Origin of the sequence: Paenibacillus sp. FSL W7-1332 (assembly GCF_037969785.1) — a bacterium.
GTDB lineage: Bacteria > Bacillota > Bacilli > Paenibacillales > Paenibacillaceae > Paenibacillus_AQ.
On the sequence record NZ_CP150209.1, the window covers coordinates 2,555,139 to 2,572,415 of the forward strand.

The following is a 17,277-nucleotide window of genomic DNA, read 5'->3' on the forward strand; positions in this document are numbered from 1 at the left end:
TACACATGGGATATGAAGTTCTCTTATTAGAAGATGATCAAAAAGGACAACCTGGGGGAAATTGATATGACATTGAACTGGTTAGACCTGTTTCCCGAGACCGTAAAACGGATGCTGCTGAACCTGTCGAAAGAGCTTCTCGATCATGTGGAGGAGGTACGTATCCGGGAGGAACGTCCGCTGGAGATTAATTCGGCGGGCAAGCATCATTTTCTGGACCGGTGCGGCGGGCTCACCTTGCGGCCTGATGAAGCGTATAAGCCGACGCGTGAAGATACCCATAGGTTGCTGGATCTAATCAGTAACCATTCCCTCTACACCATGGAAGAGGAATTGCGAAAAGGGTTTATCACGATACCTGGGGGTCATCGGGTCGGGCTCACCGGCCGGACGGTGCTCAGCGGTGGTAAGGTTGAACACATTCGGGATATTAGCGGATTTAATGTCCGGATTGCCAAGGAAGTTCAGGGTGCGGCGGATGACATCATCCCGCATTTACTCGACCGGAAACGGAAAAGGGTAATGCACTCGCTGATTTTATCCCCGCCCCAGCAAGGCAAGACCACGCTGCTTCGGGATCTGGCGAGGCAGATCAGTTACGGCAAATGGGGGAAATCGACCGTGCATTGGCCGGGAATGAAGGTAGGCATCATTGACGAACGTTCTGAAATCGCCGGTTGTCTGCGCGGAGTCCCTGGATTCGACGTAGGTCCGCGTACGGATGTGCTCGATGGCTGTCCGAAAGCTGAAGGGATGATGATGATGATCCGTTCGATGTCCCCGGATGTGTTGATTGTGGACGAGATCGGTCGGCCGGAGGATGCGGAAGCCGTCATTGAAGCCTTGCATGCGGGAATCAGCGTCATAGCAACGGCACATGGCTCGTCCATACAAGATATGCGGGGGCGACCAGCACTCGCCGGTCTTCTGGAGAACCGGATGTTTGAAATGTATGCCGTTCTTAACAGAACGGGCGACCACAGATCATTCAAGCTGTTTGACGGAGGTCAGCGAACGCTTCAGACGGCTGCAGCCGGTCCGCCGGGCGGTGATGCCTATGCTTAAACTGGTCGGGGCTGTGCTCGTGCTGGGAGCTGGAACTTTAGCCGGATTTTATCAGGCCCAGCAATTCGCGGCAAGACCCAGGCAGCTGCGAGAACTCATTCTCGCGCTTCAACGGCTGGAAACGGAGATCAGCTACGGCTTGACGCCATTACCCGATGCGCTGGAGCGAATTGGCGATTCCCTTCGTGAACCGCTCAGATCATTATTTGCCGCAGCCGCGCTTTACATGAGGCCCGACTACGGGTTATCCGCACAGGAAAGCATCCGCAAGGCACTGGGCGAATACTGGAAACGAACATCGATGAAAAGTGCCGAGCGTGAGGTGTTGGAGCAGCTAAGCGGCGTTCTTGGCACCAGTGACAGGCAGGACCAGATCAAACATATCGCTCTGGCCGTGGGACAGCTCAAGCATGAAGAAGCAGCGGCAAGGGATGACCAGGTCAAATATGAAAAAATGAGCAAAAGTCTGGGACTGCTCATTGGAGCATTGATCGTCATTTTGATCTTTTAGCGAGGTGCCAAGGGAAATGAACATTGAAGTGAACGCCATCTTCCAGATCGCCGGCATTGGGATCATCATTGCCATGATCCATACGGTCCTGAAACAGATGGGGAAAGAGGATATGGCACATTGGGTGACCCTTATCGGGTTTGTGGTTGTGCTGTTTATGGTCGTCAGACTGCTTGACGATTTGCTCAAGGAAATCAAAAGTATTTTTCTATTCCAGTAGGTGGACCTTTATGGAAATTATCCAGGTGGTAGGACTGGGCATCATCGCTACCGTGCTGATCTTGGTTGTCAAGGAACAGAAGCCGCTCTTTGCCTTTCTTCTCGCAGTGGCGACCTCGCTCCTCATCTTCCTGTTCCTGATCGGGAAGATCGGAAATGTCTTATCCATGCTGGAAGATTTGGCGGAGAACTCCGGTGTCCAGATCATCTATTTAAAGACCGTTCTGAAAATTATCGGAATTGCCTATATCGCGGAGATGGGGGCCCAGATCGTACGAGATGCCGGACAGGAATCGATCGCATCCAAAATAGAACTGGCGGGAAAAGTGCTCATATTGGTGCTCGCTGTACCGATTATCGGGATCATCATCGAGACGGTCCTGAAGCTCCTCCCGGCTTGAAAAAGGTGGGGGGACATGGTTACAGGAGTAATACTTCGAAAAGGCTTGGCCGTGTTTCGTCTACTGATCCTGATGTTGTTTATGACCGGATTGTTCTGCGGAACGGTAAGTGCGGCTGACGCGGCCAATCCAGCCGATGAGTGGGTTGAGCAGCAGACGCAGCAGCTGCCGACAGACCAGGTCGAGAAATACTGGGACCGGCTCATGAAGGATTACGGCGGTTTCTTCCCGGATGGAAAGACGCCGTCCCTGATGGATATGCTGCTTCCGGGCGGCGACGGTCTTAGCTTCAAAGGGGTTATGTCCGGCATCGGAAAATATTTGTGGCACGAGGTACTCTATAACGGCAAGCTGCTGGCAACCATCGTGATGCTGAGCATCATGAGCCTGATCCTTGAGAATCTGCAGACGGCCTTTGAAAAAAGCACCGTGAGTCGGGTTGCCTATACGATCTGTTACATGGTTGTCCTTGTCATTGCCGTTAACAGCTTCAGCATCGCGATAGGATATGCTCGGGACGCCATTACCCAAATGATCGATTTCATGATGGCGATGCTTCCCCTGCTTTTTGCACTGATGGCTTCGATGGGGAATGTGGTGACCGTCTCGGTGGCTCATCCGCTAGTCATCTTCATGGTACATACGGTAGGTACGCTGATCAGCACGGTTGTGTTCCCGCTTCTGTTCTTCTCGGCTTTGCTGCACCTGGTTAGTTCGCTTTCCGAAAAGTACAAGCTAACCCAGCTTGGCAACCTGCTGCGAGGAATTTCGATGGGTGTTCTGGGCGTGCTGCTTACCGTGTTCCTGGGTGTCATCTCCGTCCAGGGACTTACCAGCTCGGTGACGGATGGGGTGACGATCCGGGCAGCCAAATATGTAACCGGCAATTTCGTCCCGGTAGTCGGCAAGATGTTCGCAGACGCAACGGATACCGTGATCTCGGCCTCATTACTCGTCAAGAATTCCATCGGGCTGGCAGGGGTCATCATTATTTTGTTCCTATGCGCATTCCCTGCGATCAAGATCTTGACGCTTGCCTTGATATATAATATCGCGGCGGCCGTCATGCAGCCGCTAGGAGACACCCCGATCGGCACCTGCCTGCAGACGATCGGGAAGACGATGCTGTATGTTTTTACAGCCTTGGCCGCAGTCAGTATGATGTTCTTCCTGGCCATAACGATTCTGCTCACGGCAGGCAACATTACCGTCATGATGAGGTGAGGCAGAACATAGAAGGCGGCCAATGCTTAGGAGGAATGGCGAATGGACTGGCTTGGAGGTTGGTTGAAAAGCGTCATCATGGTGGTTCTCTTTGCAGCCTTCGTTGATTTGATACTGCCCGGCAAGGCGCTTGAACGGTACGCCAGATTAGTCTTGAGCCTGTTGATTCTGCTTACGCTGCTTAGCCCGATTATCGCATTGATAACGGATCCCCCCGAGAATCAACTGGCGATGGAGCTGGAGCGGCAGGAGAAAGGGCTGCCGGAAGAGGTTCAGCTGGAGCATATTTTGGCACAGGCCGAGAAGCTGAAGGAAACGCAGCAGAGCCAAAGCCTTCAGTGGGCAGGCAATGAATTAGCCCGGGTGATGAAAGAAGAGATTGCGGCAGAAACGGGGGAAGCGGTCCAGGAGGTCAAGGTGGTGCTGGCTGCAGTTGCTGGGCAGGACAAGGGATATGCAGGCGCTGCGATACGCTCCGTTGACGTAAGGCTGGTTGGAGGTGAATCGGAGAATGCAGAGGTAGACAAAAGGGAGGGTAAGGAGCCCATCAGCATAGAACCCGTGGATTCCGTTCAGGTGAATGTTGAATCCATGCAATCGGAACGGGATGAAAAGGCAGCGGTGAAAGAGAATGCAGAAGCAGTGAGCAAGGCCGAAGAAGCAAGAGCAGACCCGGTTCGGGATTACATTAGCCGCCGGTGGGATTTAGAGCCGGATCTGATCACGATATACATGCCAGGGCAGGAGCAGGATAAAAAGCTGTAGCGGAGGTGAGGATGATGGGAAATTGGTTGAAGCGGTTGGAGCAATGGCTTGGCGGAGGAGCTGGCGGAGCAAGAAAAATGCAAACCTTCAGATGGTTGATCATTCTAGGTCTGATCGGCGTCGCAATTATGCTGTTCAACTCCTTCGTCAATGTGAAGAAGCTGGATCATGAGAATATCGGCCGCGAGCCGCCGCCGGAGTCTGCAGCGGTCTCAACGCCCCAAAGCGGGACTTCAACCAGCGGCGGCGGTGAGTTCGAAAGTATCGAGCAGGATTTTGAAAGTCGCACCAAAACCATGCTGGAACAGATTGTTGGGGTTGGGGCCGTCGATGTCATGGTGACTGTGGAATCTACAGAAGAGCTGGTCGTCCAGCGAGATATGAAAGATACCCAGGAGCTGACGGAGGAAACCGATGCTAACGGAGGTAAGCGCCATGTAACAAGTTATCAGCGAGACGGCCAGATTGTCACCTATGAATCATCCGGGGAAGAAACCCCAATCGTCACCAAGAAGATCAAGCCTCAAGTCCGGGGTGTGCTCGTCGTAGCCAAGGGAGCCGAGAATGATGTTGTAAAGAGCTTGATCGTGGATGCGATCCAGCGAGGCCTCAATGTCCCGTCTTATCGTATATCCGTTGTCCCGCGTAAACAGGAATAACCGCAGCCAATCGAATGATCCGATCATTCGTGCCAAGGTTTTCATTTAAAGGAGGAAACGTTCAGATGAATAACAAAAGACAAACCATATGGTTAGTATCCATGCTTAGTTTGATGGTCATCCTGTCAGCTTATTATTTATTCACCGACGATTCGGGAACGAAAGCGCCGCCGGTTGCCGAGAGCACGCAAGTGGACGGTCAGAAGCCGGGCGCTGGACAAGAAGCAAACGGAACCGCAGGCGCTGGCGACGAGCTGGTTGTGAACGAAGTGCTTGAAGAAGGCACTGACGGTGACTCCGGTGCCAATGAGCAAGGCACTGATACGAGCGATACAGGTGCGGCCGGCACGGAAGATCCTGCAGAAGCAACACAAGGTGAGCAAGGGGATCAAGGAAAAGCCAGCGGTGAAGCTGGAAAAACGGAAGAGCCGGAAGTGAAGGAATCCCAAGAGGGGGCCGAGAACTCCAAAGACGCTAGCAGCACAGGCAAAGAGGGAGCCGAGGAGTCCAAAGACACAAGCAGCACCAGCAACGGAAAGAAAACGGATGAAGAAGTGCTGGAGCAAGTGGCGGCCAATGCAACATCCGCAGCAGCTCAGTTGGAGTCCTATAAATTGGACCGCTCTCAAAAAAATATGAAATTATACGATGAGTTAATGACAAAGATCGACAATCATGAGAACAAGCCGGAGCAAACAGCTCAAGCAACCGAGCAGCTGAAAGCGGCCGAAGCAAAAGAGGAAGTGATTCTCAGCATCGAAGAAGCGCTGCAGCAGCAATACGGCAACGCCGTTGTGAAGGAAGAGAGCGAGAAGTATAATGTGGTCGTTCTGAGTGAAAAACTCGATGCCAAAGGTGCAGCCGGCATCGTGAGTCTTGTGATGAAGGAATTGAAGGTTTCGCCGGATAAAGTAACCGTTCAATATGTTGCGCCATAAGCTTGTCTGCAGATTTCAACATAAATCACGGATATACGATAAACCGAAAGAGTCTAAGGATTGCCTTGGGCTCTTTCTATTTCGCTCGATTGTGATATAATACTCTAAGCTATTGACTGACTGTCCTAAGCAAGGGCTTCCAAGAAAGTGAAGGAGTGAACGTCGATAATGTTTAAATTAAACGAAATCAAGGAACTTATTAAGCTGGTGGATCAAACTTCCGTGCATGAACTGGAAATTGAGAGCGAAGGTACACGCTTATCCATTAAGAAACCCAATGCAGCCGAGGTTGTTAACAACTATCAGGCAGCGCCGCAAGCGTATATACCGGCACAGCAAATGATGGCACCACAGATCGTACAGCCGAATACGGCAAATCAAGCACCTGCAGCGGCACCACAGCAGGATTCAGTGGAAGATAGCAACAGCTCATTACATAAAATCGTATCACCGATGGTAGGAACCTTCTATCGTTCCCCATCGCCTGAGGCCGGGCCGTTTGTCAGTCCCGGGGACAAGGTGACTGAGAAATCGACGGTCTGCATCATTGAGGCCATGAAACTGATGAATGAACTGGAAGCAGAGATCAAAGGCGAAATCGTAGAGGTTCTCGCTCAGAACGGTCAACTTGTAGAATTCGGGCAGCCTCTGTTTCTGGTGAAGCCGGAGTAATATGGAGGGACTCGCCAAGAACGAGAGTCGCAAGAGTCCGAAGGAGGTTACTGCATGACATTTCAAAAAGTGCTTATCGCGAACCGGGGAGAGATTGCCGTCCGTATCATCCGGGCTTGCCGGGAACTTGGCATCGCAACGGTTGCCGTATATTCAGAGCCGGACCGGGAATCCCTGCATGTTCGCTTGGCGGATGAGGCCTACTGCATCGGCCCTACGTTATCGAAAGACAGCTATTTGAATTTTACCAATATCATGAGCGTGGCCACACTGACCGAGTGTGACGCCATACATCCCGGTTACGGCTTTTTGGCCGAGAACGCGGATTTCGCGGAGATTTGTGAATCCTGCAACATTACCTTTATCGGTCCTTCCGCTGACGCGATCAACCGTATGGGAGACAAGGCTGTTGCGAAGCAGACGATGAAGGATGCAGGTGTTCCGGTTATTCCGGGATCCGACGGATTGGTCGAGGATCTGAATGAAGCCGTTATGCTTGCACGCGATATCGGATATCCCGTCATTATCAAAGCTACTGCAGGTGGCGGAGGTAAGGGTATTCGGATCGCCGAGGATGAAGAAACGCTGGTTAAACAGATTACAAACGCACAGCAGGAAGCTCAGAAGGCCTTCGGCAATGCAGGCGTATATCTGGAAAAATATCTGACCGGCATGAAACATGTAGAGATTCAAATTATCGCCGACAAACATGGCAACGCCGTGCATCTCGGGGAGCGTGACTGTTCTGTGCAGCGCCGGAGACAAAAGCTTGTTGAGGAAGCTCCTTGTCCGGTGCTAAGTGAAGAGGTACGCAGCCGGATGGGCGAAGCCGCCGTTCGTGCCGCGAAGGCCGTTAATTATTCCGGTGCAGGTACGCTTGAATTTTTGCTCGGCCAGGACGGTCAGTTCTACTTCATGGAGATGAACACGCGGATTCAGGTAGAGCATCCGGTGACCGAGATGGTGACCGGGGTTGATCTGATTCAGGAAATGATCTCCGTTGCCGAGGGCAACACGCTCTCTTTCACTCAAGAAGAAGTCGTTATTAACGGCTGGTCCATTGAGTGTCGGATTAATGCCGAGAATCCGGACAAGGGCTTTATGCCTGCCCCTGGAACCATTCAGTTCTATTTGCCGCCAGGAGGTCCTGGCGTGCGGGTAGACAGTGCGGCATATCCCGGTTATACCATTTCGCCTTATTATGATTCGATGATTGCCAAGCTGATTGTATGGGCGCCGACCCGCGATGAAGCCATCGCCAAGATGAAGCGCGCTTTGGCCGAATTCGAGATTGAAGGGATCTACTCAACCATCCCGTTCCATCAGAAACTGATGAACCATCCTACCTTCTTGAAGGGTGACTTTGATATTAAGTTTTTGGAAGAAAATGAGATTTGAAACCTTTGGCCAAGTTTGTCATAAACTTGGCCAAATGGTATAGTATGAGTAATAAGAGCGCATGCCTTATGCAGTTCAGGTGCATCCGCTAACTTATTCCGAAAGGTGTGTTGAGACAATGGCGGAAACTTTGCCTACAGAATTTGAACGTACAGATATCGGTGAGATTCAGATTGCACCGGAGGTTATTGAAGTCATCGCTGGACTTGCTACGGTAGAGGTGCGTGGGGTTGCAGGGATGAGCGGAGGCTTTGCAGGCGGCATTGCCGAACTGCTCGGACGCAAGAATTTATCCAAGGGTGTCAAAGTGGAAGTTGGACAACGGGAGGCTGCTGTTGACGTATCCGTTATCGTGGAGTATGGCCATCGTCTTCCTGAAGTAGCCGGAGAAATCCAGCGCAACGTGAAACGTTCGATCGAGAATATGACAGGGCTTACGGTAATTGAAGTCAATGTACATATTCATGATGTCCATTTCATGAAAGCCGTGGAGAAGACGGAAGAATTGGATCTTGCTCAACGCGTGAAATAGAATAGTTTCAGGCTAGCCCTGGGCAGCGATGTCGAGGGTTTCATCTAATTTTAAGGAGGCTGTGCTGAATCGTGGCCAAAATAATGGACAGACTTTTGCTGTTTATCTACAGCTTAAGTATCGGTGTTATATCCGTAGTTGCCATCCTCCTGTTGAGTGGCGCTGTTCCGTATGAATTAACGAGTGTTCAGGAACAACGCCTTTTCTGGGCTGGAATTATCGTAGCTGCGGTTTTGTTTTTACTGAGCATCCGTTTCTTCTTCATCTCCGTAAGGCGTGATCGCTCGAACCTGAATTCCATCGATCAGCGCACGGAATTTGGCGACATCCAAATCTCTGTGGAGACGATCGAGAATCTCTGCCTGAAGGCGGCTTCGCGCGTCCGGGGAGTCAAGGATTTGAAATCCCGGATCAAGGTATCCCAATCGGGTCTTGATATTGCGATTCGTGCCGTGGTTGATGGTGAGGAATCCATTCCTACACTGACAACGGAAGTGCAGAAGCAGGTGCATGACTTTGTTGAAGATACAACAGGAATACCCGTGTCATCCGTATCCGTATATATTGCTAACGTGGTTCAGGCACCAAGCTTCAAGAGCCGCGTGGAATAGAGGTGAGCTTCCCCAATGCCTTGGAAAGAAATATGGGAGAGTCACAGAGGAAGAATTGCCGGGGTGACCGGCGGGCTTGTGTGCGGACTGATTTACTTATTATCCGGTTTTTGGGATATGCTGTTCTTTGCATTAGTGGTATTTATCGGCTATATATTTGGCAAGCGCAAGGATCTGAAGGAAGGTTCCATGTTCCACTTTCAGGAATGGGGACGATGGCTTTCCGAGCGCTGGCGGCCGTTTAAATGAACCCTGTGATATGCTTTCTCCGGAAAAAATGCTGAGGACAGGTGTCGTGCGCCTTTTTTGCGGAGAGAGATATTCACAGGTTTTTTTTTGGCGTTTTAATTGTTGTCAAGTCTTGACGGCAAATGGATCATACTAATTAGAAAAATGGATTCAGCAGGGTCCACAGGAGGAACAAAATGAAAAGACGTGTAGCAAGAGAGATTGTCGTTCAAAGCCTGTACCAGATGGAGATGAACGAAGTCGACAGTGTGGAAGCCGTGTCGATGCTGCTCTCGGAAGCGGCCGAAGAAAATGAGACCGAGCGGGTCATCGGCGACGAAGTTCAAATGAAGGAGTATGTGCTGCAATTGGTCAATGGAACATGGGAATCCAAGGATTCGATTGATGCACTGCTCGCTCATTATTTGAAAGGCTGGCAGGTAAGTCGTCTTTCCCGTGTGGATCGTCAAATCCTGCGTCTGGCTGTATATGAACTGACATCCCGTGAAGATGTGCCTGGCAAGGTAGCTGTGAATGAAGCGATTGAGTTGTCCAAGCATTTCGGAACCGAGGAATCAGGGAAGTTCGTCAACGGTGTACTTGGCCGGATGATTCAGGAGCTGGATCAAGTCAAGGTGAAGCTGCGTCAGTCTTAATCTGTACGCTTAAGCTAAGCTTGAATCGGCATCATTCAATCATAATGGAGGAGAGATTAGGATGACAGCAGCAACGATAATTAGCGGAAAACAGATTTCTGAAGAAATTCGCAAGGGGATTGCGTTAGAAGTAGAACAATTGTCCAAGCAGAATGTACGTCCTGGTTTGGCTGTTGTACTTGTAGGTGATGATCCGGCTTCGCATGTTTACGTTCGCAACAAGGAGAAGGCATGTCAGGATCTGGGCTTTTATTCCGAGGTGCACCGTCTTTCCGCGGAATCCAGCCAGGAAGAAGTGCTGGCGCTCGTGGACAAGCTTAACGCACAGGAATCCATTCACGGAATTTTGGTCCAGCTCCCATTGCCAAAGCACATCCATGAGAAGGCCGTCATTGATGCGATCGCAGTGGAAAAGGACGTGGACGGTTTCCATCCAGTTAATGTGGGTAACCTCGTAATAGGCGATGACAGTCTGCTGCCGTGCACGCCTGCCGGCGTGATTGAAATGATCAAGCGGACAGGCATCGAGATTGCAGGCAAGCATGCGGTTGTAATCGGGAGATCCAACATCGTTGGCAAACCGGTATCACTTCTCCTCCAGCGCGAGAACGCCACCGTTACGATGTGTCACTCCCGAACGGGGAATATGGCTGAAATCGCTCGCCAAGCGGATATCCTGGTCGTTGCAATTGGCAGAGCGAATATGATTGATGCCAGTTATGTGAAGCCGGGTGCTGTTGTAATTGATGTCGGCATGAACCGTTTGGAGAACGGGAAGCTTGCCGGGGACGTGGACTTTGAGAGCGTGAAGGAAGTGTCCGGTCCGATTACTCCGGTTCCTGGAGGCGTGGGCCCTATGACCATCACGATGCTCATGCAGAATACCTTGATAGCCGCCAAAAGGCTCAATGGGTTGAGCTGATATGAAGTCGGCAGATCCAGGACGAGTATTATCCGTTAAGGATTTAAACCGTTATATCCGCATGAAAATGGAAGGCGATTCGAGGCTCTCCGACGTATGGATCCGCGGTGAAATTTCGAATTTCACCCATCACTCCAGCGGACATATGTACTTTACCTTAAAGGATGAAGGCAGCCGGATTCGTGCGATCATGTTTGCGACTCATAACCAGAGGCTCCCTTTTATACCGAAGGAAGGCTCGCGCGTCATTGCCCGGGGCAATGTGTCGGTATATGAACGAGATGGTCAATATCAATTCTATGCGGTTCAAATGCAGCCCGACGGGATCGGCAGTTTGTACCTTGCTTATGAACAGCTGAAGTCGAAGCTGGAGGAAGAGGGCTTGTTTGCAGCCGAGCGCAAGCGGCCTCTGCCGCGTTATCCCAAGACAATTGGTGTTATTACCTCGCCGACGGGTGCCGCGGTTCGGGATATTATGATTACGATCCGGAGACGGTACCCACAGGCGAGAGCCATTCTTTATCCGGTGCTGGTTCAAGGCAAAGGGGCTGCTCCTTCGATCGTGAAGGGTATTCGGACGATGAATGACATGGCTGAGGCGGATGTGCTCATCGTTGGGCGCGGCGGCGGATCACTGGAAGAGCTGTGGGCGTTTAATGAGGAGATCGTTGCAAGAGCTATTTATCAATCCGATATTCCCGTCATTTCGGCCGTTGGACACGAAACGGATTTTACGATCGCCGATTTTGTTGCAGATTTACGAGCCGCAACGCCGACGGCCGCCGCTGAACTTGCGGTACCGAGCAGCGCGGAACTGAGAGGGCAGCTTGTTCAAAGACAGCGTCAGCTGAACCAGGGACTTCAGCAGCGTCTTCAGCGGAGTCGTGAACGTTTATTTTCGCTCCAGCGTTCCCCGGTTCTGGTTCATCCCCGCCGGTATATGCTTCAACATGCCGAACGTTTGGACATGCTGTCCCAGCGGCTGCAGGGGAACCTCAAATCCCGGCTATCCCTGGTCCGCCAGCGACAAAAATCACTGCATCAGGGATTAATCCGGTATAATCCGCGAACCCAAGCGGAGTTTGCCGCGAGAAGAAAAGATCAGGCCAACCGGCAGTTAATGAATGCGATGCAGTCGATCATGAAATCCAAGGTATCTCAGCTGCAAACCGAAATGAGGCATCTCGATGCGCTCAGTCCGCTGAAAATTATGTCCAGAGGATATAGCCTCGTGTACGACGAGGCAGAACAAAAGCTTGTCAAATCCATCGAAGATGTTCAGTTAGGCGATTTGGTTAACGTGAGGGTCAGCGACGGACAGCTGCAGTGTCAAGTGTGGGGAATGAAGGAGGATGAAGAGAATGGCGAATGAAACATTGGAGATCAGCTTTGAAGAAGCGATGGCGCAGCTCGAGACGATTGTAGAGCAATTGGAAGATGGAGATGTGCCGCTGGAAAAAGCGATCGATTTATTTCAACAGGGCATGAAGCTGTCGCAGATGTGCAGCAAAAAGCTGGAGCAGGTTGAGCAAAAAATCGAAATGATCGTGGAAGAAGGCGGAGAACTGAAGCGTAAGCCTTTTGGCGGGACGCTGGATGAGACAGGTGAACTGGGTGAATAACAGACTTCCGATTCATCAATATATGAATGAGATTTGGGACAGACTGGATAGCGAGTTAACAAATCTTTTTCCGCCAGGTTGGAAAGTTCCTGAAACCCTTCGCCAGTCCATGTCGTATTCTTTAATGGCAGGCGGCAAGCGAATGCGTCCGCTGCTTGTCATTGCGGCATGCGAGGCCGGAGGCGGCAACCGTTATGCTGCTCTTCCAGTTGCTTGCGCCGTTGAGATGGTCCATACATATTCCCTTATCCACGACGATCTTCCAGCGATGGATGATGACGATTATCGCCGCGGCAAGCCAACGAATCATAAGGTTTTTGGCGAAGCGAGCGCTATTTTGGCCGGCGATGCCTTGCTGACGCATGCCTTTTACAGCGTAATCCAGGCTGCCAGAAAGCATGGTGTTCCAGCTGAGCGCGTGCTGTCGATTGTGGAGGATCTTGCGGAGTATGCAGGTCCGCGGGGGATGGTAGGCGGTCAGGTTGCCGATATGGAGGGTGAACAAGGGATAACGACGCTAGAGCAGCTTGAGTATATTCACCTGCATAAGACGAGTGATCTGATTATGTTCTCGCTTATGGCCGGCGGGCATATTGCCGGGTGCTCGGAATCCCAGATTGAATCCTTGCGAACCTTCGGGCATCATATCGGCCTTGCTTTTCAGATTCAAGATGATATCCTGGATCTGGTCGGGGATGAGTCCAAGCTTGGGAAGCCGGTACAAAGCGATGTGAAACAGGAAAAAGTAACGTATCCGTACTTCATCGGTTTGGACGCATCAAGGCGTGAAGTTGAGCGCCTGACAGCAGAAGCCAAGCGGGTCATTTCCGAAGGGAAATTCAATGATCCCTCCAGATTGCTGGAGATCGCCGATTTCCTGATGGCGCGGGATCACTAAGCACGCTTTACATGCAAACGGTTTTTTTGTGATATAATGTCTGTTAATGGCTGATTTCATATCAGCTGAAGAACGTAAACTTAATCAAGGAAAGCGGGGAGATTCTTCGTGCTTCTTCCAAATATCAAGCATCCCGAACAACTTAAACATCTATCGGTGGACGAACTCGAGGATTTAGCAGGACAAATCCGTCATTTTCTAATCGAAAAGCTGTCCGTTACCGGTGGCCATCTTGCACCGAATCTGGGAGTGGTTGAACTCACGCTGGCCTTGCACTATTGCTTTGACAGCCCTCGTGACAAGATCATATATGACGTGGGCCATCAAGCCTATGTACACAAGATATTGACCGGACGAATGGATAAATTTGATACGCTCCGTAAATACAAAGGCTTGTGCGGCTTCGTAAAGCGTTCCGAAAGCGAGCATGATGTCTGGGAAGCCGGGCACAGCAGCACCTCGCTGTCTGCCGCAATGGGTATGGCGATGGCGCGTGATTTGAAAGGTGAGAACAACCGGGTGATCGCCTTGATCGGTGACGGTGCCCTTACCGGCGGCATGGCGTTTGAAGCGCTCAACCATATTGGCCATGAGCAGAAAAAGCTGATGGTCATCCTGAATGACAATGAAATGTCGATTGCACCGAATGTGGGTGCCATGCATAACTACTTAAGCAAGATCCGATCTGATCGTTATTATCTTCGTGCCAAGGACGAAGTGGAAATGCTCCTGAAGAAAATTCCTGCCATCGGCGGCAAACTGGCCAAGACGGCAGAGAAGATGAAGGACAGCCTTAAATATATGATGGTTCCCGGCGTTTTATTCGAGGAACTCGGATTTACCTATCTGGGCCCTGTAGACGGACATGATCTGAACAAACTGATCGATACGTTAAAGCAGGCCGACAATGTGGATGGACCCGTTCTGATTCATGCCGTAACAACCAAAGGCAAGGGATACCGACCGGCTGAATCCGATTCTCATAAATGGCATGGGATCACGCCTTATAAGATTGAATCCGGCCAAGTCCTTAAAGCGGTAGGAAATCCGATGTACACGGAAGTATTCGGACAGACGCTGGTTGAGCTGGGGGAACAGGACGAGCGAATCGTGGCCGTTACGCCGGCGATGCCGGGCGGCTCCGGCTTGATCCCGTTCAGCAAGAAATTCCCTGATCGTATGATCGATGTGGGGATTGCCGAGCAGCACGCCGCGACCTTGTGCGCAGCATTGGCAATGGAAGGCATGAAGCCTGTATTTGCGGTGTATTCCACGTTTATGCAGCGTGCGTACGACCAAATCGTGCATGATATTTGCCGCCATAACGCCAACGTGATGTTTGCGATTGACCGTGCCGGCTTTGTTGGTGCAGATGGCGAAACCCATCAAGGGGTATACGATGTAGCCTTCATGCGTCATATCCCGAATATCGTCATTATGATGCCAAAAGACGAGAACGAGCTTCGTCATATGATGAAAACAGCGCTCGATTATAATGAGGGACCTATCGCTTACCGATACCCCCGGAACAATGTGCGCGGCGTTCCAATGGACACCGAACTGGTGCCGATTCCTATCGGGACTTGGGAAGTCGTTCGTCCTGGCGAAGGATACGCGATTCTGGCATCCGGTCCTATGGTTCAGTTGGCCGAGGAAGCTGCGGAGCAGCTCAAGCGGGAAGGCATTACGGTGGAAGTCGTAAATGCCCGATTCCTTAAACCGCTTGATGGAGGCATGCTGCGGAATCTGGCAGAGACGGGGACATCCATGCTGGTTCTGGAGGAAGTTTCGCAAGCAGGTAGTATGGGCAGCGCGGTTCTGGAGTTCTTTGCGGAGCAGGGAATCCATGATGCGGTCGTATCTTTAATGGGGATCGAAGACCGGTTTATCGAGCATGGCAGCATACCGCAGCAGCGCGAAGAAGTAGGGCTGACATTGGAATCGGTTTGTCAGGAGATCCGGAGCTTGAAGAATGCCCGGACAGCCGGGCTCGGCAAGAGAAGTTTTATGTCTTAGTAAACCATCGGGAGTATAATATGGATTCATCTCAGAAAGAACGAATTGATGTCCTGCTCGTGGAGCAGGGATATTATGAGAGTCGCGAAAAAGCCAAGGCCGCGATTATGGCGGGTCTGGTCTATGCCGGAACCGAGCGGATCGAGAAAGCCGGCATGAAAATTCCGAGGACGTCCGAATTGAAAGTCAAAGGCTCGGTTCATCCCTATGTCAGCCGTGGAGGATTAAAGCTTGAGAAAGCGATTCGTTCATTCGACATCGATATGAAGGGGCGCACGATGCTGGATATCGGCTCTTCGACTGGAGGCTTCACGGATTGCGCGCTCCAGCACGGGGCAAGTTATGTGTATGCGATCGACGTCGGTTATAACCAGTTGGATTGGTCGCTGCGTAACGATGAACGCGTGTGTGTCATGGAGCGAACCAATTTCCGCTATATGACACCGGATGACCTGAATGGCCCTCAGCCTGATTTTGCCAGCATTGACGTCTCGTTTATATCCCTTCGCATCATTTTACCGCCTTTGAAGATGCTCCTGGGTAAACCAGGAGATGTAGCTGCTCTGATCAAGCCTCAATTTGAGGCAGGGCGGGAGAAGGTGGGTAAGTCCGGCGTGGTTCGTGATCCGAAGGTTCACAGGGAAGTCTTGACGCAAGTGCTGACTTTTGCGGATGAAATTGGGTTCAAATTAAAAAACCTGACATTCTCTCCGATTACGGGTGGAGAAGGCAATATAGAATTCCTGGCCCACTGGCGATTAGAGCCGGAGGTTTCTGAAAGCTCGGAAGAACCGACTCAAGCAGATGGACAAGAACCTGTCCATTTGAGTCAATGGATTGATACCGTCGTAACGCAAGCGGCTCATACATTCACAGGAAACTCATCGAAATGATGGGTTTCTTTTGCTGAAAAAGAGGAATTTATGTTCTCATACGCGAATACAAAATTCGAGGTGAGAGGATGAATGAGCGTTATGATTGGTTATTAATGATATTGCTTGGTGTCGTCATAGCCTTGCTTATCGGTTATAGGCTGAATCGTTGGCTAATGTCGCCATCACCGGATCGACTGCCGGGCATCCCGATAAATGAACACATTCCAGAACACCCAGCGATTGGGATGCTCGAACAAGAAGGATATAACGTCGTTGGGGGTAAAGTAAAAATAAACTTGTCATTTGAAACGGGGCATAGACCCATCTTGAGTCGGTTGTTTATCGATTACATTGCATCCGATGACAGTGGTGAGCTGTACATGGTCAAGCTGGCACGGGAACGGATGCCGGTCGACTGGACGGGCTCGGGCATTCGCGATCGGTTGATGCCGTTTTTGCTGCTGTATCCCGAATGTGCCGGGCTGCTCTACATTAATGTGAACGAGAAGTCGATTCACCGTTTAAGCATGGATTGGTCGGACGAAGAATGGATTGGTCAGGATGATTACAACAGTTAATACTCAGGAGGCTCTTTATGAAGGGACAACGCCATATTAAAATCAGGGATATTATTACCCACCAGGATATTGAGACACAGGATGAGCTTGTGGACGCATTGCGTGCGGAAGGTTTTCAGGTCACTCAAGCTACGATTTCACGTGATATCAAAGAACTGCTGCTCATTAAGGTGCCTACAGATGATGGGCGATATAAATACTCCATGCCGACAGATCAGCGTTATAACCCTGTACAGAAGCTCAAAAGAGCGCTTGTCGATAATTTTGTTTACATTGACCGTACCGGTAATCTTGTCGTCATGAAATGCTTGCCTGGAACAGCCAATTCCGTTGCCGTGCTGCTCGATAATATGGAGTGGACCCAGATCATGGGGACCATTTGCGGCGATGACACGATATTGCTGATTTGCCGAACGGAAGATGACGGAGAACATGTGGTTACCCAAATCAAAAATTTCATTTCGTAATAAATATTTGTGACTCATTG

22 protein-coding genes are annotated in these 17,277 nt (G+C 50.8%); all 22 read left to right on the forward strand.

Features of this window, described 5'->3' with window-relative positions:
• The first annotated feature begins 66 nt into the window (after nucleotides 1-66).
• The 22 genes from spoIIIAA (at nucleotide 67) to argR (ending at nucleotide 17,257) form a co-directional block, all read left to right on the forward strand.
• Nucleotides 67-1,065, forward strand: a complete 999-nt coding sequence (spoIIIAA, locus tag MKX98_RS11180) for a stage III sporulation protein AA (RefSeq protein WP_339223003.1) — start codon at nucleotides 67-69, stop codon at nucleotides 1,063-1,065.
• The gene (gene spoIIIAB / locus MKX98_RS11185; protein ID WP_194541864.1) at nucleotides 1,058-1,576 is read left to right on the forward strand and encodes a stage III sporulation protein SpoIIIAB; all 519 of its coding nucleotides are present in this window, start codon (nucleotides 1,058-1,060) and stop codon (nucleotides 1,574-1,576) included. The genes spoIIIAA and spoIIIAB overlap by 8 nt, the downstream gene beginning before the upstream one ends.
• A 16-nt stretch (nucleotides 1,577-1,592) precedes the next feature.
• Nucleotides 1,593-1,796, forward strand: coding sequence for a stage III sporulation protein AC (gene spoIIIAC, locus MKX98_RS11190; protein ID WP_007129715.1), 204 nt, complete (start codon nucleotides 1,593-1,595; stop codon nucleotides 1,794-1,796).
• 10 nt (nucleotides 1,797-1,806) lie between these two features.
• Entirely contained in the window at nucleotides 1,807-2,196 is a 390-nt protein-coding gene (gene spoIIIAD / locus MKX98_RS11195; protein ID WP_071223846.1) for a stage III sporulation protein AD, read from the forward strand.
• Nucleotides 2,197-2,211: 15 nt separating this feature from the next.
• Entirely contained in the window at nucleotides 2,212-3,420 is a 1,209-nt protein-coding gene (gene spoIIIAE, locus MKX98_RS11200; protein WP_339223008.1) for a stage III sporulation protein AE, read from the forward strand.
• A 42-nt stretch (nucleotides 3,421-3,462) separates the two neighbouring features.
• A complete protein-coding gene (spoIIIAF, locus tag MKX98_RS11205; protein ID WP_220685913.1) occupies nucleotides 3,463-4,185 on the forward strand; it encodes a stage III sporulation protein AF in 723 nt (240 codons plus the stop codon).
• A gap of 14 nt (nucleotides 4,186-4,199) precedes the next feature.
• Nucleotides 4,200-4,844: a stage III sporulation protein AG gene (spoIIIAG, locus tag MKX98_RS11210; protein ID WP_194545123.1), complete on the forward strand. Its 645-nt coding sequence runs from the start codon at nucleotides 4,200-4,202 to the stop codon at nucleotides 4,842-4,844.
• Nucleotides 4,845-4,909: 65 nt separating this feature from the next.
• On the forward strand, nucleotides 4,910-5,782 hold the full coding sequence (locus MKX98_RS11215) for a SpoIIIAH-like family protein (RefSeq protein ID WP_194541866.1): 873 nt from the start codon (nucleotides 4,910-4,912) through the stop codon (nucleotides 5,780-5,782).
• Nucleotides 5,783-5,950: 168 nt separating this feature from the next.
• Nucleotides 5,951-6,454, forward strand: coding sequence for an acetyl-CoA carboxylase biotin carboxyl carrier protein (gene accB / locus MKX98_RS11220; protein ID WP_071223851.1), 504 nt, complete (start codon nucleotides 5,951-5,953; stop codon nucleotides 6,452-6,454).
• A 54-nt stretch (nucleotides 6,455-6,508) separates the two neighbouring features.
• Nucleotides 6,509-7,852, forward strand: a complete 1,344-nt coding sequence (accC, locus tag MKX98_RS11225; protein ID WP_194541867.1) for an acetyl-CoA carboxylase biotin carboxylase subunit — start codon at nucleotides 6,509-6,511, stop codon at nucleotides 7,850-7,852.
• A gap of 118 nt (nucleotides 7,853-7,970) precedes the next feature.
• Nucleotides 7,971-8,384 (forward strand): Asp23/Gls24 family envelope stress response protein, encoded by a 414-nt coding sequence (locus MKX98_RS11230; protein ID WP_071223853.1) that lies wholly within the window; start codon nucleotides 7,971-7,973, stop codon nucleotides 8,382-8,384.
• Nucleotides 8,385-8,455: 71 nt separating this feature from the next.
• Nucleotides 8,456-8,995 carry an alkaline shock response membrane anchor protein AmaP gene (amaP, locus tag MKX98_RS11235; protein WP_113057003.1) on the forward strand — a complete coding sequence of 180 codons (540 nt, stop codon included), beginning with the start codon at nucleotides 8,456-8,458 and terminating at the stop codon, nucleotides 8,993-8,995.
• Nucleotides 8,996-9,010: 15 nt separating this feature from the next.
• Nucleotides 9,011-9,244, forward strand: a complete 234-nt coding sequence (locus MKX98_RS11240) for a DUF2273 domain-containing protein (RefSeq protein WP_113057002.1) — start codon at nucleotides 9,011-9,013, stop codon at nucleotides 9,242-9,244.
• A gap of 176 nt (nucleotides 9,245-9,420) precedes the next feature.
• On the forward strand, nucleotides 9,421-9,879 hold the full coding sequence (gene nusB / locus MKX98_RS11245) for a transcription antitermination factor NusB (RefSeq protein ID WP_194541868.1): 459 nt from the start codon (nucleotides 9,421-9,423) through the stop codon (nucleotides 9,877-9,879).
• 61 nt (nucleotides 9,880-9,940) lie between these two features.
• Nucleotides 9,941-10,801, forward strand: coding sequence for a bifunctional methylenetetrahydrofolate dehydrogenase/methenyltetrahydrofolate cyclohydrolase FolD (gene folD, locus MKX98_RS11250; RefSeq protein WP_100536241.1), 861 nt, complete (start codon nucleotides 9,941-9,943; stop codon nucleotides 10,799-10,801).
• 1 nt (nucleotide 10,802) lies between these two features.
• Nucleotides 10,803-12,173, forward strand: coding sequence for an exodeoxyribonuclease VII large subunit (gene xseA, locus MKX98_RS11255; RefSeq protein WP_220685911.1), 1,371 nt, complete (start codon nucleotides 10,803-10,805; stop codon nucleotides 12,171-12,173).
• Nucleotides 12,163-12,423, forward strand: coding sequence for an exodeoxyribonuclease VII small subunit (gene xseB, locus MKX98_RS11260; protein ID WP_009591232.1), 261 nt, complete (start codon nucleotides 12,163-12,165; stop codon nucleotides 12,421-12,423). Before xseA ends, xseB begins: the two co-directional genes overlap by 11 nt.
• Nucleotides 12,398-13,321, forward strand: coding sequence for a polyprenyl synthetase family protein (locus tag MKX98_RS11265; RefSeq protein ID WP_339223014.1), 924 nt, complete (start codon nucleotides 12,398-12,400; stop codon nucleotides 13,319-13,321). Before xseB ends, MKX98_RS11265 begins: the two co-directional genes overlap by 26 nt.
• 108 nt (nucleotides 13,322-13,429) lie before the next feature.
• Entirely contained in the window at nucleotides 13,430-15,337 is a 1,908-nt protein-coding gene (dxs, locus tag MKX98_RS11270) for a 1-deoxy-D-xylulose-5-phosphate synthase (protein ID WP_339223016.1), read from the forward strand.
• Between the two features lie 20 nt (nucleotides 15,338-15,357).
• Nucleotides 15,358-16,230 carry a TlyA family RNA methyltransferase gene (locus tag MKX98_RS11275; RefSeq protein ID WP_216530922.1) on the forward strand — a complete coding sequence of 291 codons (873 nt, stop codon included), beginning with the start codon at nucleotides 15,358-15,360 and terminating at the stop codon, nucleotides 16,228-16,230.
• Between the two features lie 68 nt (nucleotides 16,231-16,298).
• Nucleotides 16,299-16,790 carry a hypothetical protein gene (locus tag MKX98_RS11280; RefSeq protein WP_339223020.1) on the forward strand — a complete coding sequence of 164 codons (492 nt, stop codon included), beginning with the start codon at nucleotides 16,299-16,301 and terminating at the stop codon, nucleotides 16,788-16,790.
• Between the two features lie 17 nt (nucleotides 16,791-16,807).
• Nucleotides 16,808-17,257 (forward strand): transcriptional regulator ArgR, encoded by a 450-nt coding sequence (gene argR / locus MKX98_RS11285; RefSeq protein WP_071223861.1) that lies wholly within the window; start codon nucleotides 16,808-16,810, stop codon nucleotides 17,255-17,257.
• Nucleotides 17,258-17,277 lie beyond the last annotated feature (20 nt).